14 protein-coding genes are annotated in these 18504 nt (G+C 72.1%); 7 read left to right on the plus strand and 7 right to left on the minus strand.

Annotated elements, in window-relative coordinates:
• Positions 1–8 precede the first annotated feature (8 nt).
• Positions 9–2519 (minus strand): DNA topoisomerase IV subunit A, encoded by a 2511-nt coding sequence (locus RWM17_RS03420; RefSeq protein WP_314101363.1) that lies wholly within the window; start codon positions 2517–2519, stop codon positions 9–11.
• Positions 2520–2636: 117 nt separating this feature from the next.
• Here RWM17_RS03420 and RWM17_RS03425 point away from each other — a divergent pair, with 117 nt between their 5' ends.
• Positions 2637–3773 carry an alkaline phosphatase family protein gene (locus tag RWM17_RS03425; protein WP_314101365.1) on the plus strand — a complete coding sequence of 379 codons (1137 nt, stop codon included), beginning with the start codon at positions 2637–2639 and terminating at the stop codon, positions 3771–3773.
• Between the two features lie 28 nt (positions 3774–3801).
• Here RWM17_RS03425 and sepH read toward each other — a convergent pair whose 3' ends face one another.
• Positions 3802–4983 carry a septation protein SepH gene (gene sepH / locus RWM17_RS03430; protein WP_314101368.1) on the minus strand — a complete coding sequence of 394 codons (1182 nt, stop codon included), beginning with the start codon at positions 4981–4983 and terminating at the stop codon, positions 3802–3804.
• Between the two features lie 212 nt (positions 4984–5195).
• On the opposite strand from sepH, the gene RWM17_RS03435 reads away from it, so the two are divergent.
• Entirely contained in the window at positions 5196–5489 is a 294-nt protein-coding gene (locus RWM17_RS03435) for a DUF4193 domain-containing protein (protein WP_123547235.1), read from the plus strand.
• Here RWM17_RS03435 and RWM17_RS03440 read toward each other — a convergent pair.
• Complete coding sequence (locus RWM17_RS03440; RefSeq protein WP_314101371.1) at positions 5464–5919, minus strand: DUF3093 domain-containing protein; 456 nt, start codon at positions 5917–5919, stop codon at positions 5464–5466. The two genes, RWM17_RS03435 and RWM17_RS03440, sit on opposite strands and share 26 nt — an antisense overlap.
• A gap of 38 nt (positions 5920–5957) precedes the next feature.
• Between RWM17_RS03440 and dut the strand changes: the two genes are divergently transcribed.
• The 5 genes from dut (at position 5958) to dxs (ending at position 12970) form a co-directional block, all read left to right on the plus strand.
• Positions 5958–6446, plus strand: coding sequence for a dUTP diphosphatase (dut, locus tag RWM17_RS03445; protein ID WP_371740884.1), 489 nt, complete (start codon positions 5958–5960; stop codon positions 6444–6446).
• Complete coding sequence (locus RWM17_RS03450; protein ID WP_314101374.1) at positions 6443–7156, plus strand: DUF3710 domain-containing protein; 714 nt, start codon at positions 6443–6445, stop codon at positions 7154–7156. The genes dut and RWM17_RS03450 overlap by 4 nt, the downstream gene beginning before the upstream one ends.
• A gap of 5 nt (positions 7157–7161) precedes the next feature.
• Positions 7162–7950 (plus strand): DUF3159 domain-containing protein, encoded by a 789-nt coding sequence (locus tag RWM17_RS03455; protein WP_314101376.1) that lies wholly within the window; start codon positions 7162–7164, stop codon positions 7948–7950.
• Between the two features lie 150 nt (positions 7951–8100).
• A complete protein-coding gene (gene acnA, locus RWM17_RS03460; RefSeq protein ID WP_314101378.1) occupies positions 8101–10911 on the plus strand; it encodes an aconitate hydratase AcnA in 2811 nt (936 codons plus the stop codon).
• A gap of 118 nt (positions 10912–11029) precedes the next feature.
• Positions 11030–12970, plus strand: a complete 1941-nt coding sequence (gene dxs, locus RWM17_RS03465) for a 1-deoxy-D-xylulose-5-phosphate synthase (RefSeq protein WP_314101380.1) — start codon at positions 11030–11032, stop codon at positions 12968–12970.
• Positions 12971–13083: 113 nt separating this feature from the next.
• Here dxs and RWM17_RS03470 read toward each other — a convergent pair whose 3' ends face one another.
• The 4 genes from RWM17_RS03470 to RWM17_RS03485 all read right to left on the minus strand — a co-directional run bounded on the left by RWM17_RS03470 (position 13084) and on the right by RWM17_RS03485 (position 18430).
• Positions 13084–15228, minus strand: a complete 2145-nt coding sequence (locus RWM17_RS03470) for a 3-hydroxyacyl-CoA dehydrogenase NAD-binding domain-containing protein (RefSeq protein WP_314101382.1) — start codon at positions 15226–15228, stop codon at positions 13084–13086.
• A complete protein-coding gene (locus tag RWM17_RS03475; RefSeq protein WP_314101386.1) occupies positions 15225–16430 on the minus strand; it encodes a thiolase family protein in 1206 nt (401 codons plus the stop codon). Before RWM17_RS03475 ends, RWM17_RS03470 begins: the two co-directional genes overlap by 4 nt.
• A gap of 72 nt (positions 16431–16502) precedes the next feature.
• Complete coding sequence (locus tag RWM17_RS03480; protein WP_314101389.1) at positions 16503–17816, minus strand: HRDC domain-containing protein; 1314 nt, start codon at positions 17814–17816, stop codon at positions 16503–16505.
• A gap of 20 nt (positions 17817–17836) precedes the next feature.
• Positions 17837–18430 carry a DUF3000 domain-containing protein gene (locus tag RWM17_RS03485; RefSeq protein ID WP_314101392.1) on the minus strand — a complete coding sequence of 198 codons (594 nt, stop codon included), beginning with the start codon at positions 18428–18430 and terminating at the stop codon, positions 17837–17839.
• Positions 18431–18504 lie beyond the last annotated feature (74 nt).

Here is an 18504-nt window from a genome sequence, read left to right on the forward strand (position 1 = left end):
GTCTCGCCTCACTCGGGCTCGGTGCCCGCGGGCGCTCCCGTCGCGGCGTCGGTGACGTGGGCCAGCGACGCGCCCACCGCGGCGACGACCGCCTCCAGGGGAGTGCCGGACGCGTCGCGACGCACGAGCGTCTCGGGGAGCGACCGGACGCCTCCGTCGACCGCCACCGCTCGGGCCGGGGCGGGCCCCACCCAGGCGAGCGAGAGCTCCGACTCGCCCTTGAGCAGCGCGTGTGACCGGACGCCCCCGGTGGCGCGGCCCTTGGCCGGGAACTCGGAGAAGGCGCTGATCTTGGCACGGCCGGGGTCGGTGCCCTCGAGCGCGCCGGCGGCGGACGAGATGGTGGCGACCACCGCCTCCTGCCCCTCGGGGACGGCGCCGAAGAAGACGACGCGGGCGTCCGGGGCGACCGAGACTCCCGCGACGCCGCCGCCGGCGGGCCCCTGGGGACGCACCGACGACGCCGGGAACCGCAGCAGCTGCGTGCTCGACGTCACGAAGACGAGCTCGTCGTCGTCGGCGCCCTGGGCCGCCCCGACGACGGAGTCGCCCTTCTTGAGCGTGATCACCGGGAACTCGGGCTTGGGCGGGTACTGCCCCGTCGCCACGCGCTTCACGACGCCCCGGGCGGTGCCGAGGGCGATCGGGCGGTCGGCCGTCAGCGAGACGAGCGCGAGCACCCGCTCGGACCTGTCGGCGAGGCCGAGGTAGTCGCGCACGGGGACGCCCGCTCCGAGCTGCACCGAGGTGGGCGGCACCGCCGGCAGGTCGACCGGCGTGAACCGGAGCAGCCGCCCCGTCGTCGTCACCGCCCCGATCTCGGCACGAGTCGTCGTGTCGATCGACGACAGCACGGCGTCGTGCGCGGTCCGACGCGACGGGGGAGCGGGCGTGGCCGCCGACGGGTCCTGGTGGTCGACGCGCAGGAGGCGCCCCGTCGTCGACAGGAACACCCGCGTGGGCGTGTCGGCGATCTCGAGCACCGGGGCGTTCTTGCCGCGGCCCTGCTTCGCGATGCTCGGGGCAGCCTCCGTGAGGAGGGTGCGGCGTGGCGTCCCGAACTGCTCGGCGATGTCGGCGAGCTCGCTCGAGACGAGCGCCCGGAGCCGGGCAGGGTCGCCGAGCAGCGCCTGCAGCTCGGCGATCGCGGCGCGGAGTTCGTCGCGCTCGGTCTCGAGCTCGACGCGGCTGAACTTGGTGAGGCGCCGCAGCTGCAGGTCGAGGATGTACTCGGCCTGGATCTCGCTCAGGTCGAAGACCTCGCGGAGGCGGGCCCGGGCGGCGGCCGTGTCGTCGCTCGAGCGGATCACCTGGATGACCTCGTCGATGTCGAGGATGGCGATCAGGAGCCCCTCGACCAGGTGGAGGCGCGCCTCCTTCTTGCCGAGGCGGTGCCGGGTGCGACGGGTCACGACCTCGACACGGTGGCCGACGTAGACCTCGAGCATCTCCTTGAGGCCGAGGGTCCGCGGCTGGCCCTCGACGAGCGCCACCGCGTTGATGCTGAAGCCGTCCTCGAGGGGGGTGTAGCGATAGAGCTGCTCGAGCACGGCCTCCGGGCTGAAGCCCGTCTTGATGCCGATGACGAGGCGCAGGCCGTGGGTGCGGTCCGTCAGGTCGGTGACGTCGGTGATCCCTGTGAGCTTCTTCGCCTGGACGCCGTCCTTGATCTTCTCGATCACCTTCTCGGGGCCGACGAGGTACGGCAGCTCGGTCACGACGAGGCCGGACTTGCGCGCCGTGATGCTCTCGACCTGCACGCGCGCGCGGGTCTTGAACGACCCGCGTCCGGTCGCGTAGGCGTCGCGGACCCCGGCGAGGCCGGAGATGGTGCCGCCGGTTGGCAGGTCGGGCCCGGGCACGAAGGCCATCAGGTCGTCGAGGCTCGCGTCGGGGTGGTCGATCAGGTGGCGGGCGGCGCCGACCACCTCGACGAGGTTGTGCGGGGCCATGTTGGTCGCCATGCCGACGGCGATGCCGCTCGCGCCGTTCACGAGCAGGTTCGGGAACGCCGCGGGGAGCACCTCGGGCTGCATGAGCTGGTTGTCGTAGTTGGGCACGAAGTCGACGACGTCCTCGTCGAGGCTGCGGGTCATCGCGAGCGACGCCTCGGCGAGCCGGGCCTCCGTGTACCGCGGCGCGGCCGGCCCGTCGTCGAGCGAGCCGAAGTTGCCGTGCCCGTCGATCAGCGGGACGCGCATCGTGAACGACTGGGCCTGGCGGACCATGGCGTCGTAGATGGCCGTGTCGCCGTGCGGGTGCAGCTTGCCCATCACCTCGCCGACGACGCGCGCGCTCTTGACGTGGCCCCGGTCGGGGCGTAGCCCCATCTCGGACATCTGGTAGAGGATGCGTCGCTGCACCGGCTTGAGGCCGTCCCGGGCGTCGGGCAGGGCCCGCGAGTAGATGACCGAGTATGCGTACTCGAGGAACGACCCCTGCATCTCGAGCGAGACGTCGATGTCCTCGATGCGCTCTCCGGAGTCGGTCGGGCCGGTCGTGTTCTCGGTCGTCGTCATGCACTTCTCTGGGGCAGGAGGTGCGGGAGGCACCTGGGCGGGTGGTCGTCGACGCGAGGAGGCGGCAGCGGCGGGAGGGCGGTCCGATCGCGGACCCGCTGTGCCAGACTGGTGCCGATGACGACCATCGTACCGGCGCGTCCCCCCGGCGCGGTGAGCCTGGCCGACGTCCTGCCGTCCGTCCTCGCCGCACTGACCGGCGGCGTCGGGGCCCTTCCGCTCCCTCCCGCCCGCTCGGCCGTCGTCCTGCTCGTCGACGGGCTCGGCTCGGCCGCCCTCGGGGCCCGTCGTGGCCACGCTCGTCACCTGGCGGGCGCCTCCGGCAGCCTCTTCTCCGGCTTCCCGACGACCACCGCCTCCGCCCTCACGACCTTCACGACCGGCCGCCTGCCGGGCGAGCACGGCCTGGTCGGCTACTCGGTGCTGGACGCCGACCGTGACCGCGTCGTCAAGCAGCTGTCCGGCTGGGACGCCGGCATGCGGCCCGACACGTGGCAGCTCAGCGGCACGGTGTTCGAGGACGCCGCCGTCCGGGGAGTCCGCAGCGCGGCCGTCGGCCCTGCGCGCTACGCCCGGTCAGGGTTGACGGAGGCGATCCTGCGCGGCGCGGCCTACGAGGCGGCCGAGTCGATCGCGGACAGGTTCCGTCGCGCGCGCGACCTCGTCGCCGCCCCCGGGGGCACGATCGTCTACCTCTACGTGCCCGAGCTCGACATGATCGCGCACCGCCTCGGCTGGCAGAGCGACGAGTGGACGGCCGCCCTCGAGGAGGTGGACGGCGAGGTGGGCAGGCTCGCCGCCTCCCTGGGGCCCGACGAGGGACTCCTCGTGACGGCCGACCACGGCCTGCTCGACGTCGGAGAGAAGGGGCGCATCGTCTTCGGGCACCGCGCCGCTCTCGTGGACGGGGTGCGTCACGTGGCAGGCGAGCCCCGGTGCCTGCAGCTGCACTTCGAGCCGGACGCGTCGGAGGCGGTCCGCGCCGCCACCCTGGACGCCTGGCGCGCGGCGGAGTCGGACCGCGCCTGGGTCGTCACCCGCGACGAGGCGGTGCAGGCCGGGTGGTTCGGCTCCGTCGATCCCGTCGTGGCGCCCCGCATCGGGGACGTCTTGGTCGCCGCCCGGAAGGGCGTCGTCTGGTACGACGGCAGGGCCTCGGGAGGACAGGCAGGGTCGATGATCGGCCAACACGGTTCGTGGTCGGGCGACGAGACACAGGTGCCGCTGCGACGATTCGGCGCCTTCGCTCGCTGAGCCGCAGGCACGTCGTCCGCGCGGGGCGTCAGGCGGGGTCGTCGTCCGAGCGGGCCCCGAAGACGATCTCGTCCCAGCTCGGCATGGACGCGCGGCCGCGCGCCTTCTTCGGACCGCCCTGCCCGGGCACGACGCCGTCCGGTCCGGGCATCGGGCGCCGACCGCCGCGGACCTGGCCCACGGTGCGCGGTCGCTGCCCGCCGTCGCCCTGTGCCGAGGGGGGACCAGGGAGGAGGGGCTGCGGCGTCGTCTCGCCCTCGGGCAGGTCGAAGTCGTCGAGGGGCACGTCGATGACCCGGATGGAGCTGGTGGAGAGTTCGTCTCGCGACGACTCGTCCGAGAAGCGCGCTGCCTCGCGCTCGCCTCGGCGTCGACGGAGGGCCTCGAGCAGGTCGGCGGTCTGGGCGTGCGGGTCGCCGGCTGCGGCGTCGGGGTCGCGGTTCGTCGCCGCGAGGGAGGCGGGGGAGCGGACGTCCTGCCGCGCGACCGCTGCGGGGCGGTCCGGACGGTGCTCGTCCGGGGCCGCGTCGTCCAGGTGCCCGTCCTCGGTCTCGACGAGGAACGCGCCGCTGTCGAAGCGCCCCGTCACGGGCTCGTCGCCTGCGGGGCGGAGGCCGACGGCCCGGAGACGCGGGACGAGGGGGCCGACGTCGGCCGAGTGCTGCGAGAGGGTGCGGGCGTCGCCCGCGTGCGGGACGAGGGAGAGGGCCTTGGGGTCGAAGCGCCAGGTGGCGTCTCGCGACACCTCCTGCGTCACGTACGAGACGGAGACGAGCCAGCCGTGCTCGGCGTCCTTGTAGCTGGTCCAGTGACGATCGGTCGCGGCGGCGGTGTCGAGACGCGACTCGATGACGCCCCCGAACGAGGACGAGTCGCCGTCGGGCTGCACGTCGGAGGCGACGGTGACGGCGACGCCGAGGGCGGTGCGCAGGGCGTGGGACCTCTCGGCGAGGACCGGGCCCTCGAAGCGCCGCACGTAGGCGAGGTCCGCTCCCGTGCGCTCCGCCGCCTGCTCGGGCGAGAGCCCGGAGCGGATGAGCGACTGGATCTCGCGCGGCGGCGCCTTCCGCTCGACCGGGGTGCTGTCGGGGGCCGCTGCGCGCAGCTGCGACCTCAGCGACGGGGTGACGGGGAGCCGGTACTCGGCACCGCCGTCGGCGGCGACGACGAGCGCTCCGCTCTCGACCCCGATGACCCTCAGATCCTGCATCTCGCACGCCTTTCCACCGTCGTGTCCTGGCCAGAAGCGTCCCACGTCAGAGGCGTGTTCCCGGGAATGGAACGGGCGTGCCGCGAGTTCATCCAGAGCGGCTGAGAGGCCCCTTCGGCGGGTTTGCTATTCGACAACGAGTGATGCAAACTGTGCCCGCCGAATTCGGTACACGAACTTCGGTACACGAACTATTGAAGAACTGGATGGGCATGGCCACCGACTACGACGCACCTCGCAAGAACGACGACGACGGCTCGGAGTCGATCGAGGGGCTCAAGGAGCGCACCCCCGACAAGACCACCGGGGTGATCGACGACGACGCGGACAACCCGGGCTCGTTCGAGCTCGCCGGCCAGGATCTCTCCGACCTCGACCTCGACGTCGTCGTCCTGCCCCCGCAGGTCGACGAGTTCACGTGCGTCGAGTGCTTCCTCGTGAAGCACCGCTCGCAGCTCGACCACGAGACGAAGCTGGGCGCTATCTGCCGGGAGTGCGCTGCCTGAGCGACTCCAGGAGGCGGACGACGTCGTCAGGCCGTCTCGTCGACACCAACCAGTAGGGTGCGGGATCCGTCTCGTCGGTGAGGGTGATCCTCACCACCGGCTTCACCCAGCCACGGAAGAGGGTCCAGGCTCGCGCGTCGAGCCTGGGCCCTCTCTGCTGTGTGGCCTCGGCTCCCGAGAATCCCCGCACCTCTCCGATCTCGTGCGGGAAGAGACGGGCGCGCCCGGCGGAGAACCCCTCGTCGTCGATGCGGAGCACCGGCGAGGTGAAGACGAGGGCGAGCACCGTCGCCGCGTAGAAGAGGACCGCCACGACGACCCCGACGAGCTGGTCGATGGGCAGGAAGACGAGCAGCGTCGCGGGGACGACCAGGGCGGTCGCGACGAAGACGGTGGCCGGCGGCGTGAGCCGTTCGCGGTACGGGTTCATGGGTCCATTCGACCAGACTTCTGCACTAGCCTCGACACGTGACCCCGACCCTCGACGTCCTCTTCACGGCCGACCGAGCCGGCGCCTCCTCGTCCCCGGACGACCTGGCACCGCGGTACGCGCACCCCGGCGACGCGGGAGCCGACCTGCTCTCGTCCGAGGCGCTCGTCCTCCGGGCGGGCCACCGGGCCCTGGTCGGCACCGGCGTGTCGATCGCCCTGCCCGAGGGCCACGCGGCCTTCGTCGTCCCCCGCAGCGGACTGGCGGCCAAGCACGGCATCACCGTCGTGAACAGCCCGGGCACGGTCGACGCCGGCTACCGCGGCGAGATCAAGGTCACGCTCCTGAACACCGACCTCGAGTCGGACCACCAGATCGAGGTGGGCGACAAGATCGCCCAGCTCGTCGTCGTGCCCGTCGTCCGGGCCGTCTTCGTGCCCGTCGACGAGCTGCCCGAGAGCAGCCGGGGCACGGGCGGCTTCGGCTCGACGGGCTACGCACACACCACCGGAGGCACCGCATCATGAGGAAGTCGAAGCGCGAGGCGCAGCAGCTGGCCGAGATCGAGGTCGAGACCGCCGACCTGGCCGACGTCGAGGTCGACATCGAGGCCCTGGACGACGCCGAGGTCGAGGTCTTCGACGACTCGAAGTCCGCGCCCGCGGACCGGGCCGACGAGGGCCCGCTCGACGAGAGCGAGGCCAATCCCGTCCGTCCGTACGTCGACCTGGGCGGCGTGAAGATCGTCCCGCGCGACGGACTGCACCTGCGGCTCGAGGTCGAGGAGGGCAGCAAGCGCGTCGTCGCGGTCGGCCTCGACTTCGCGAAGTCGACGCTGCAGGTGCAGCCCTTCGCGGCTCCCCGCACGACGGGCCTCTGGAACGAGATCCGCGAGCAGATCAGCGAGCAGATCCAGAAGCAGGGCGGGACGACGACCGAGGTCGACGGCCCGTTCGGTCCCGAGGTCCGCGCCGAGATCCCGCTGATGGGCGGCGACCCCGGCAGCACGCGCCTGGCGAGGTTCATCGGCGTCGACGGCCCGCGCTGGTTCCTCCGCGGCGTGATCGCCGGCGACGCGACCGTCGACGACGAGGCCGCCGCGAAGATCGAGGAGCTGTTCCGCAGCATCGTCGTCGTCCGGGGCACCACCCCGATGCCTCCTCGCGAGCTCATCCCGCTCAGCATGCCGAAGCCGAGCGCGGTCGACGCGTCCGCGGGCGCCGCCGACGAGGCCTGACCCTCGTGCAGAGCGACGGGGCGGCGGCCCGGCCCGACGACGAGCGACCTGGGCCCGGCGACGAGTCGCCCCTCGACGACCCGCGCGTCTCGCTGGCCGCCCAGCTGCGCACAGCCGCCCAGAAGGCCGGCATCGGGCAGGTCGCACCCGGTGAGGTGCCCACCGCTTCCGCTCTCCTCACGGCCATCGGCGGGGTCCGCGGCCTGGCCGAGTCGATCGTGCCCGGGCTGGGCTTCGTGGTCGTGTACACGATCACCGGCGAGCTTCTGCCGTCGGTGCTGATCCCCGTCGCCCTCGCCGTTCTGTTCGTCGTCTCCCGGGCCGTGCAGCGCGGTCCGGTAGCGCAGGCACTCGCCGGCGTTCTCGGCGTCGCGCTGTCGGCCGGGATCGCCCTGCTGAGCGGTCGGGCCGAGGGCAACTTCGTCCCCGGCATCGTCATCAACGCGATCTCGCTCCTGGCGATGGTCGTCAGCATCGCCGTGCGCTGGCCCCTGGTCGGCATCATCGTCGGCCTCCTGACCAACGAAGGAGGCGCCTGGCGGCAGGACCGCGCCAAGCGCCGCGTCCTCGTGCTGGTCACCTGGCTGTGGGCAGGGCTGTTCGCGGCTCGCCTCGCGGTCCAGCTCCCGCTCCTGCTCAGCGGGCAGATCACCGCGCTCGCCACCCTCAAGCTCCTCATGGGCGTGCCCCTCTACGCCGGCCTCCTCTGGGTCACGTGGCTGCTCGTGCGGACCGTCTACCGCGGTCGTGCCTCCGGCGACGACGCCGTCGACGCGCAGGGCACCGTCAGCTAGCCCACCGCCTCCGGTGCTAGGTTTGTCTCGACATCAAGACAGTTCGACGACATGCGCCCGCAGTCCGTCGACGACTTAGGCTGACCTCGCTGGTGCGGTCCCTCGTCGTCGGGTCATGATGAGGGCGAAGTCCAGCAAGGGAGACGGCACGTGTCTGCAATCAACAGCTTCAGCTCGAAAGACGTCCTGACGGTCGGCGGCACCGACTACGAGGTCTACCGCATCGACGCGGTGGACGGCTCGCAGAAGTTGCCGTTCAGCCTCAAGGTCCTGCTCGAGAACCTGCTCCGCACCGAGGACGGCGCGAACGTCACGGGCGACCAGATCCGCGCACTCGGCTCGTGGCAGCCGACCGCCGAGCCCGACACCGAGATCCAGTTCTCGCCGGCGCGCGTCGTCATGCAGGACTTCACGGGGGTGCCCTGCATCGTCGACCTCGCCACCATGCGCGAGGCGGTCTCGGCCCTCGGCGGCGACCCCACGAAGATCAACCCCCTCGCCCCGGCCGAGCTCGTGATCGACCACTCGGTCATCGCCGACCTGTTCGGCTCGGCCGACGCGCTCGAGCGCAACGTCGACATCGAGTACGAGCGCAACGGCGAGCGGTACCAGTTCCTCAGATGGGGCCAGACGGCCTTCGACGACTTCAAGGTCGTGCCGCCGGGGACGGGCATCGTGCACCAGGTCAACATCGAGTACCTGGCTCGCGTCACGTACAGCCGCGAGGTCGGCGGGGTCCTCCAGGCCTACCCCGACACCCTGGTCGGCACCGACTCGCACACGACGATGGTCAACGGCCTCGGCGTGCTCGGCTGGGGCGTGGGCGGCATCGAGGCCGAGGCGGCCATGCTCGGCCAGCCCGTCTCCATGCTCATCCCCAAGGTCGTGGGCTTCAAGCTCAGCGGCTCCATCCCGACCGGCGTCACCGCCACGGACGTGGTGCTGACCATCACGCAGCAGCTGCGTGCGCACGGCGTGGTCGGCAAGTTCGTCGAGTTCTACGGCGACGGCGTCGCGGAGGTCCCGCTGGCCAACCGCGCCACGATCGGCAACATGAGCCCGGAGTTCGGGTCGACGGCCGCGATCTTCCCCATCGACGACGTCACCCTCGACTACCTCCGCCTCACCGGTCGGTCCGACGAGCAGATCGAGCTCGTCGAGGAGTACGCGAAGCTGCAGGGCCTCTGGCACGACCCTTCGGTCGAGCCCGTCTTCAGCGAGTACCTCGAGCTGGACCTCGCGACCGTCGTCCCCTCCATCGCCGGCCCCAAGCGTCCCCAGGACCGCATCGAGCTGACGAACGCGAAGAGCCAGTTCGGGGTCGACCTCGACGCCTACGCGACGACGGACCACTCCATGGTCGACGAGGCGATCGAGGGCACGTTCCCGGCCTCGGACCCCGTCGGCTTCACAGCCCAGGACGAAGAGTCGTCCCACGCGCACTCGCACACGTCGCACGCCCCCTCGACGGTGTCGAAGCCGACGCAGGTCGCGCTCGACGACGGCTCCTCGTTCACGCTCGACCACGGCGCGGTCGCCATCGCCGCCATCACGTCCTGCACCAACACGTCGAACCCCTCGGTGATGCTCGCGGCCGGTCTGCTCGCCCGCAACGCCAGCAAGAAGGGCCTGAAGGCCAAGCCGTGGGTCAAGACGACCCTGGCGCCCGGCTCCAAGGTCGTCACCGACTACTACGAGAAGGCCGGTCTCACCAGCTACCTCGAGGACCTGGGCTTCTACACCGTCGGCTACGGCTGCACGACCTGCATCGGCAACTCGGGCCCGCTGCTGGACGAGATCTCGACCGCAGTCCAGGACAACGACCTCGCCGTCACGGCCGTCCTCTCGGGCAACCGCAACTTCGAGGGCCGCATCAACCCCGACGTCAAGATGAACTACCTGGCGAGCCCGCCGCTGGTCATCGCCTACGCACTGGCCGGGTCGATGAACTTCGACTTCGAGGCCGACGCGCTCGGCACGTCGCCCGACGGCAGCGACGTCTACCTGCGCGACATCTGGCCCGACGCGGCCGAGGTGCAGTCGACCATCGACTCGTCGATCGACACCGACATGTTCACGCACGAGTACGCGGGCGTCTTCGACGGCGACGAGCGCTGGCGGTCGCTGCCGACGCCCACGGGCGCGACCTTCGAGTGGGACCCGGAGTCGACGTACGTCCGGAAGCCCCCGTACTTCGAGGGCATGACGCTCGAGACGACCCCGGTGGCGGACATCGTCGGGGCGCGCGTCCTCGCCAAGCTCGGCGACTCGGTCACGACCGACCACATCAGCCCCGCCGGCTCGATCAAGTCGGACAGCCCTGCCGGTCACTACCTGGCCGAGCACGGCGTCGACCGCAAGGACTTCAACTCCTATGGGTCGCGTCGCGGCAACCACGAGATCATGATCCGGGGCACCTTCGCGAACATCCGACTTCGGAACCAGCTGCTGGACGGGGTCGAGGGCGGCTACACGCGCGACTTCACCCAGGCCGACGCCCCGCAGTCGTTCATCTACGACGCCAGTGCGCGCTACCAGGAGCAGGGCACGCCCCTCGTCATCCTCGGCGGCAAGGAGTACGGCTCCGGCTCCTCGCGTGACTGGGCGGCGAAGGGCACGAGCCTCCTGGGGGTCAAGGCGGTCATCACCGAGAGCTTCGAGCGCATCCACCGCTCGAACCTGATCGGCATGGGCGTCGTCCCGCTGCAGTTCCCGGCGGGCGAGACCTGGGAGTCTCTGGGGCTCGACGGCACCGAGTCCATCAGCATCCACGGGCTCGAGCAGCTGAACGAGGGCACGACGCCCAAGACCGTGCACGTGACCGCCGAGCCGACCGAGCACTCGGCGGACGGCGCCCGCACGATCGAGTTCGACGCCGTCGTCCGGATCGACACGCCGGGCGAGGCGGACTACTACCGCAACGGCGGCATCCTGCAGTACGTCCTCCGCAGCCTTGTCTAGCCGCACCCCGAGGCCCTCGATGTCGTGTCCGCACGGCGCCGGGGGCCTCCCGGCGTTCCCCGCGGTCCGCGCCTAAACTGAGGATCGCCGCCTCCGGGCTGCCGGAAAGGAAATCCCGATGAGCATCCTCGAGACGATCAGTGGTCCCCGCGACCTCGATCACCTCACCGACCAGCAGATGATCGCGCTGGCCGCCGAGATCCGCCGCTTCCTCGTGACCGAGGTGTCCAAGACCGGCGGGCACCTGGGGCCCAACCTCGGCGTCGTCGAGCTGACGCTGGCCATGCACCGGGTCTTCGAGTCGCCGCACGACGCCTTCGTCTTCGACACCGGCCACCAGTCGTACGTGCACAAGCTCGTCACCGGTCGGCAGGACTTCAGCGGGCTGCGGCTGCGCGGCGGCCTGGCGGGCTACCCGCAGCGCTCCGAGTCGGAGCACGACATCGTCGAGAGCTCCCACGCCTCCAGCAGCCTCTCGTGGGCCGACGGGATCTCCCGGGCGTTCCAGCTCACGGGGCAGTCGGACCGCCACGTCGTCGCGGTGGTGGGCGACGGCGCCCTCACCGGCGGCATGACGTGGGAGGCCCTGAACAACATCAGCGACGACAACGGTCGCCGCCTGATCATCGTGGTCAACGACAACGGCCGCTCGTACGCCCCGACGATCGGCGGCATGGCGCGGTTCCTCAACACCGTCCGCACCCGCAGCACGTACCGCGACATGCACCGCGGCTCCGAGGCCGTGTTCGACCACCTGGGGCACCCCGGGCGGGCGCTCTACCGCGGCGTGCGGGGCGGCCTGCACGGTTTCCTCAGCCGGTTCACGAACAACGAGGCCCTCTACTCGAACCTCGACGTCAAGTACCTCGGTCCGGTCGACGGCCACGACCAGAAGGCGATGGAGGAGGCGCTCACCCAGGCGAAGGACTACGGCGCCCCCGTCATCGTCCACGCGATCACCGAGAAGGGCCGCGGCTACGACCCGGCTCGCGCCGACGTCGCCGACCAGTTCCACGCGGTCGGCCAGATCGACCCCGAGACGGGGGAGCCTCTCGAGACGACCAACGCCCCCTCGTGGACGAGCGTCTTCGCGGACGAGATCGTCTCGATCGCCGAGCGCGACGAGACCGTCGTCGGCATCACGGCCGCCATGCTCCGGCCCGTCGGCCTGCACAAGCTCGCCGAGCGTTTCCCGAGCCGTGTCCTCGACGTCGGGATCGCGGAGCAGCACGCCGTCACGAGCGCGGCCGGCCTGGCCTTCGGTGGCCTGCACCCGGTCGTGGCCCTCTACGCCACCTTCGTCAACCGCGCTTTCGACCAGGTGCTCATGGACGTCGGCCTGCACCGGGCCGGCGTGACGTTCGTCCTCGACCGGGCCGGTGTCACCGGCCCAGACGGGCCCAGCCACCACGGCATGTGGGACCTGGCACTGCTCCAGATCGTCCCGCACATCCGCCTCGCCGCCCCGCGAGACGCCTCGCGCCTGCGCGAGGAGCTCCGGGAGGCCGTCGCCGTGACCGACGCGCCGACGGTGGTGCGCTTCTCGAAGGGCAGCGTCGGCATGGAGCACGAGGCCGAGTCGCGCCTCCCGGACGGCGTCGACGTCCTCGCGAGCGACGAGCGGCGCGACGTGCTGCTGGTCTGCGTGGGGCCGATGGCCACCGTCGGCCTGGACGTCGCCGAGCGCCTCGCGGCGCAGGGGATCGGGGCGACCGTCGTCGACCCGCGCTGGGTCGTCCCCGTGCCGCGGTCGATCATCGAGCTCGCCGCGGAGCACCGGCTGGTCGTCACCATCGAGGACGGCGTCCGCGTCGGCGGGATCGGCACCCGAGTCCGTCAGGACCTGCGCGAGGCCGGCGTCGACACCGCGCTCACCGAGCTCGGGCTCCCCGACGAGTTCCTGCAGCACGGTTCTCGCGCCGAGATCCTCGAGGAGGCGGGCCTGACCCCTCAGCACATCGCGCGGGACGTGGTGGCCCAGGTCCTCGGCAGCAAGATCCCCGTGGCCCGCCCGCTCGACGACGCCTCGGTGCGCAGGGTGGACGCGCAACAGGACTAGGGCGTCCGTGCACCGCACGGTGCACGACGAGGGAGGGCCCCGACGACCAGGTTGTCGGGGCCCTCCCTCGTGACGGGACGAGCGCCTCCTCGGCGGACGCCGGGACGCTCGGCTCAGGCCGGGACGCGCACCGTGTGCTCCGGGCCGACCACGAGGGGGTCGTGGAACGCGCGTCCCCGCACCCGCTCAGAGGCTCCGACCCGGTCGAGGTAGGGCGTCACGCCGCCCATCTGGAACGGCCAGCCCGCGCCCAGGACGAGACAGAGGTCGATGTCCTCGGCCGCCGCGACCACCCCGTCGTCGAGCATCCGGCCCACCTCTTCGGCGAGGCCGTCCTCGATGCGGCGCCGCAGCTCGTCGTCCGTGAGGGGAGTGCCCTCGCCGGCGACGAGGGCGACGGCCTTCTTGTCGAAGCCCTTGCGGCGCCCCTTGGCGTCGCGCTCGAAGACGCGGCCGTGCTCGGCGAGCCGGTGCAGGCCGTCACTGGCGAAGAAGCGCCCGGGGAACGCCGCGTGGTGCGTGTCGAGCACGTGCGCCCCGATGGTGAGGCCGACGAGCTCGAGCAGCTCGAACGGAGTCATCGGGAGGCCGAACGGCGCGGTGGCCCGCTCGACCGTCTCGAAGGGGGTGCCCGTCTCGACGGCGTGCATGGCCTCGCCGAGCAGCTTGGCCAGGATGCGGTTCACGACGAAGCCGGGGGTGTCAGCGGTGATGACGGCGTTCTTCCGCAGGGCGGCTGCCGTCACCATCGCCGTGCTGAGGGTCGCCTCGTCGGTCGCCGGGGCCTTCACGACCTCGATCAACGGCATGACCGCGACCGGGTTGAAGAAGTGGAAGCCGACGAGCCGCTCGGGGTGCGCGAGGCGGGCCCCGATCTGCTCGACGCTGAGCGAGGAGGTGTTCGTGGCCAGCACCGTCGTCTCCGAGACCACTGCTTCGACGTTCGCGAAGACCTCCTGCTTGACGCCCAGTTCCTCGAAGACGGCCTCGATGACCCAGTCCGCGTCGGCGAAGTCGGCGAGGTCGGTCGTGCCGGTCACCAGGGCGGTGAGGCGGTTCGACTCGTCGCCCGAGATGCGGCCCTTCTCGGCCAGCTGCAGGATCTCGCCGCGGATGCGCTCGACGCCGGCGTCGACGCGGGCCTGGTCGATGTCGGTGATGACCACCGGGACCTGCAGGCGCCGGACGAAGAGCAGCGCGAACTGGCTGGCCATGAGGCCTGCGCCCACCACCCCGACCTTGCCGACCTTGCGCGCCACGTCGGGGGAGGGGGCACCGGCAGGCTTCTTCGCCCGCTTCTGCACCAGGTCGAACGCGTACATGCTGGCGTGGAACTGGTCACCGGACACGAGCTCGGCCAGGGCCTCGTCCTCGGCGGCGAACCCCGTCGCCCGGTCGGTGTTCCGCGCTGCCTCCAGCAGGTCGAGGGCGACCCAGGGCGACCGTGCCACCGTGCCGATCCGCGACTCGAGCGACTTGCGGGCGATCGAGATCGCCGCGCCCCACTTGACGGCGCGCTCGATCTTGCCGGGCACGTTCGGCCGGGCGACCTTCGTGCGACCCGCCACGACGCCGTCGGCCCAGCGGATCGAGTCCTCGAGGAACGCGGCCGGGCCGAACTCGACGTCGACGATGCCGAGCTCGAGGGCCTGCGCGGCCTTGAGCGTGCGGTTGTTCTTGAGCGGGTTCTCGAGGACGACCTTGAGCGCGTTCTCGATCCCGATGAGGTTCGGCAGCAGCCAGGCGCCGCCCCATGCGGGGACGATGCCGAGGAACACCTCGGGCAGGGCGATGGCCGCCGCGGACGAGTCGACCGTGCGGTAGTCGGCGTGCAGGGCAATCTCGAGCCCGCCTCCCAGGGCCAGGCCGTTCACGAAGACGAACGTCGGGACCCCGGCGTCGTGCAGCTTGCTGAGGGTCGAGTGGCCGAGGCGAGCCAGCTCGCGGGCCACGTCGCGGCTCGGGATCTGGCTGACCTTGCTGAGGTCGGCGCCGGCGGCCAGGAAGTAGGGCTTGCCGGTGACCGCGATGGCCTGGACCTCGCCGCGGGAGGCGCGGGCCCGGAGGCCGTCCAGGGTCGCGGACAGCTCGACGAGGGTCGCGGGCCCCAGCGTGCTCGGCCGCTTGTGGTCGCGGCCGTTGTCGAGCGTGACGAGGGCGAGGACGCCGCCCGAGGGCAGCGGCACGTCCCGGACGAACGAGTGCGTCACCACCTCGTCGGCGCTGAGGGCGGTGAGCTGGTCGACTGCGCTGCTCACGATCGAGCCGCCTTCCGTGAGTAGTGGGGGTTCTCCCAGATGACGCTGCCGCCCTGGCCGAGGCCGACGCACATGGCCGTGAGCCCGTAGCGGACCTCGGGGTGCTGCTCGAACTGGCGGGCCAGCTGGATCATCAGGCGGACGCCCGACGACGCGAGCGGGTGGCCCACGGCGATGGCGCCGCCCCAGGGGTTGACGCGAGGGTCGTCGTCGTCGATGCCGAAGTGGTCGAGCAGCGAGAGGACCTGCACGGCGAAGGCCTCGTTCAGCTCGAACAGGCCGATGTCGTCGATCGTCAGCCCCGCCTTGCGCAGGGCCTTCTCCGTCGAGGGCACCGGGCCGATGCCCATGATCTCGGGCTCGACCCCGGCGTAGGCGAAGCTGACGAGGCGCATCTTGACGCCGAGGCCGAGCTCGTCGGCCGCGCCGCGGGAGGCGAGCAGGCTGACGGTCGCACCGTCGTTCAGCCCCGACGAGTTGCCGGCGGTGACCCGCCCGTGGGGGCGGAACGGCGTCCGCAGCCCGGCCAGCCCCTCCATCGTGGTCTCGGGCCGTGGCGCCTCGTCGCGCGTGGCCAGGCCCCAGCCCTCGGGCGTCTGCACCGCGACCGGCACGAGGTCGGGCTGGATGTGGCCCGCGTCGTAGGCGGCGGCGAGCTTCTGCTGCGACCGCAGGGCGAAGCGGTCGGAGCGCTCCTTGGTGAGCTGCGGGAACCGGTCGTGGATCCGCTCGGCGGTCGAGCCCATGTTCAGGGCGTCGCCGCTGACCAGCTTCTCCGTGAGGAACCGGGGGTTGGGATCGGCCGCGAAGCCCATCGGGTGCCGGCCCATGTGCTCGACGCCGCCCGCGAGGACGACGTCGTAGGCGCCGAACGCGATGCCGCCGGCGAGGGTCGTCACGCTCGTCATGGCACCGGCGCACATGCGGTCGATCGCGAAGCCGGGCACCGAGCGGGGCAGCCCCGCCAGGAGGGCCGTGGTGCGACCGAGGGTCAGGCCCTGGTCGCCCTGCTGAGTCGTGGCGGCGATCGCGACGTCGTCGACGCGGTCGCGGGGGAGCGAGGGGTTGCGCTCGAGCAGGCCCTTCATGGCCTTCACGACGAGGTCGTCGGCCCTCGTTCCCCAGTACATGCCTTTTTCTCCGGCCCTGCCGAACGGGGTGCGTACCCCGTCGACGAAGACCACGTCTGTCGTGTCGGCCACAGTGCCTCCAGTGCTCGGAACTGCTCCGATCCTAGGGAGGGGCCTGATGCCGGGAGAATCCTTCGCGGATTGCTACGAAGCGTCGGCGGGGTCGCTCTCGGGTTCTTGGTGGGCGTCGACAAAGGCCTCGGCCAGTCGCTCGGCGACGGCGTCGACCTGCCACGGGCGCGCGCCGAGCTCGACGAGGGCCGCCGCCAGCGTCTCGGTGTCGAACGGGATCGGCGGCTCCCAGCAGAGGCGCCGCAGCAGCTCGGGCGTGAGCAGGTTCTCGACGGGCAGGTCGAGTCCCTCGGCGATCTCGGCCACCGCGGGGCGTGCGTGCCGGAGGCGCGCGTCGGCCATCGGGTTCTTGTCGGCCCAGCTGCGAGGAGGCGGCAGGGTGTCGCCCGCCGGCCCGCGGGAGGAAGGCAGGTCACGGGTCGCCATGCCGCGCTCGATCGCGGCCCACCAGCGGTCGAGCTCGCTGCGGCTGGCGCGTCCGACGAACTCCTTCACGCCGGCGAGGGCGCGCTTGTCGGCGGGCTGCGCCTTCGTCGCGGCCACGAGCGACTGGTCGGGCACGAGCCGGCCGGCGGCCGTGTCGACCTGGCGGGCGTAGTCGTCCCGGGCCTGCCAGAGCTCGCGGGCGACGGCGAGCCCGCGGGCGCCGCGGACGGTGTGCAGGCCGGTCAGCCGACGCCAGGGCTCGGCCTTGGCCGGCTTGGCCTCTCGTGCCACCGTGGCCGCGAACTCCTGGCGGGCGATGTCGAGCTTGCCGTCGCGCTCGAGCAGCTCGGCCATCGCGTCGCGGAGGTCGACGAGCAGCTCGACGTCGAGGGCGGCGTAGACGAGCCAGCTCTGCGGCAGGGGCCGCGTCGACCAGTCGGCGGCCGAGTGCTCCTTGGCTAGGTGGACCCCGAGCAGCTGCTCGACCACGGCGCCGAGGCCGACCTTGGGCAGGCCCGCCAGACGGGCGCCGAGCTCGGTGTCGAAGACGAGGTCGGGGTCGAGCCCGACCTCGCGCAGGCACGCGAGATCTTGGCTCGCGGCGTGCAGCACCCACTCCTCGTGGCCGATGACGGCCTGCAGCTCGTCGAACGAGCCGATGGCCGGGGGGTCGAACAGGAACACGCCGCTGCCTCGCCGGAACACCTGGATGAGGTAGGCGCGCTGCGAGTACCGGTAGCCGGAGGCGCGCTCGGCGTCGATCGAGACCGGTCCGTGCCCCGCGGCGATCGCCTCCACGGCCTCGAGGTAGGCCTCGCGGTCGGCGATGACGTGCACCTCGCCGTGCACCGAGTCGGCGGTCGCGGCGCGCGGGACGATCGTCGCCGGGGCGACCGTGACGGCGGGGGAGGAGGTCGACGACTCGTCGACCGGGGATGACTCGGGTGTGGGGGCGCTCATGTCTCCGTCGTTCCGGGGGGTCAGTCGCGGCCCACGCGACGCGACGCGAGGAGCGTGACGCCCTCGACGGTCGGCGGCAGGCCCGCGAGGGTGCAGATCAGCTCGCTCCACGCGGCGACGTGGGGGGCGAGGTCGGTGCTGGTGGGGGTCCACGAGGCGCGCAGCTCGAGCTGGGCCCCGTCGCCCTGGGCGGCGAGCTCGCCGTAGCCGGACGAGAGCACCTTCGTGGCGGTGCCCGAGGCGGAGTGCCGGGAGGCGCCTCCTGCGTCGAGCGAGTCGACCAGCCAGGACCACGCGACGTCCGCGACGAAGGGATCGAGGGCGAGGTCGGTCTCGAGCGGGGCCTGCGCGAAGCAGACGACGCGGAAGACGCCGCCCCACGCCTCGGGCGCGCTCTCGTCGTACAGCAGGACGAAGCGTCCGGTGCCGAGCTCGGCGTCGGCCCGCCCGGACGCGCCCACCACGTCGCCGGTGAGGGCGAGGGCGTGCGGGGCGAGGCCGCCGGGGGCGGGGATCTCGGACACGGCGAGGTCGTCGCGCGAGAGGGCCTCGCGGACGGCGGCCGACGCGGCGGCGAACGCGGCCGGGACCGGCGGCGAGGAGGTGTCGGACACCTCAGCAGACTAGGCTCCCACCCGGCTCACAGCCGAGCGGCACGCCGCAGGTGCCCCTGCGCACGTGCCCCCGT

It is taken from the genome of uncultured Frigoribacterium sp., assembly GCF_963515265.1.
Classification (GTDB): Bacteria; Actinomycetota; Actinomycetes; order Actinomycetales; family Microbacteriaceae; genus Frigoribacterium.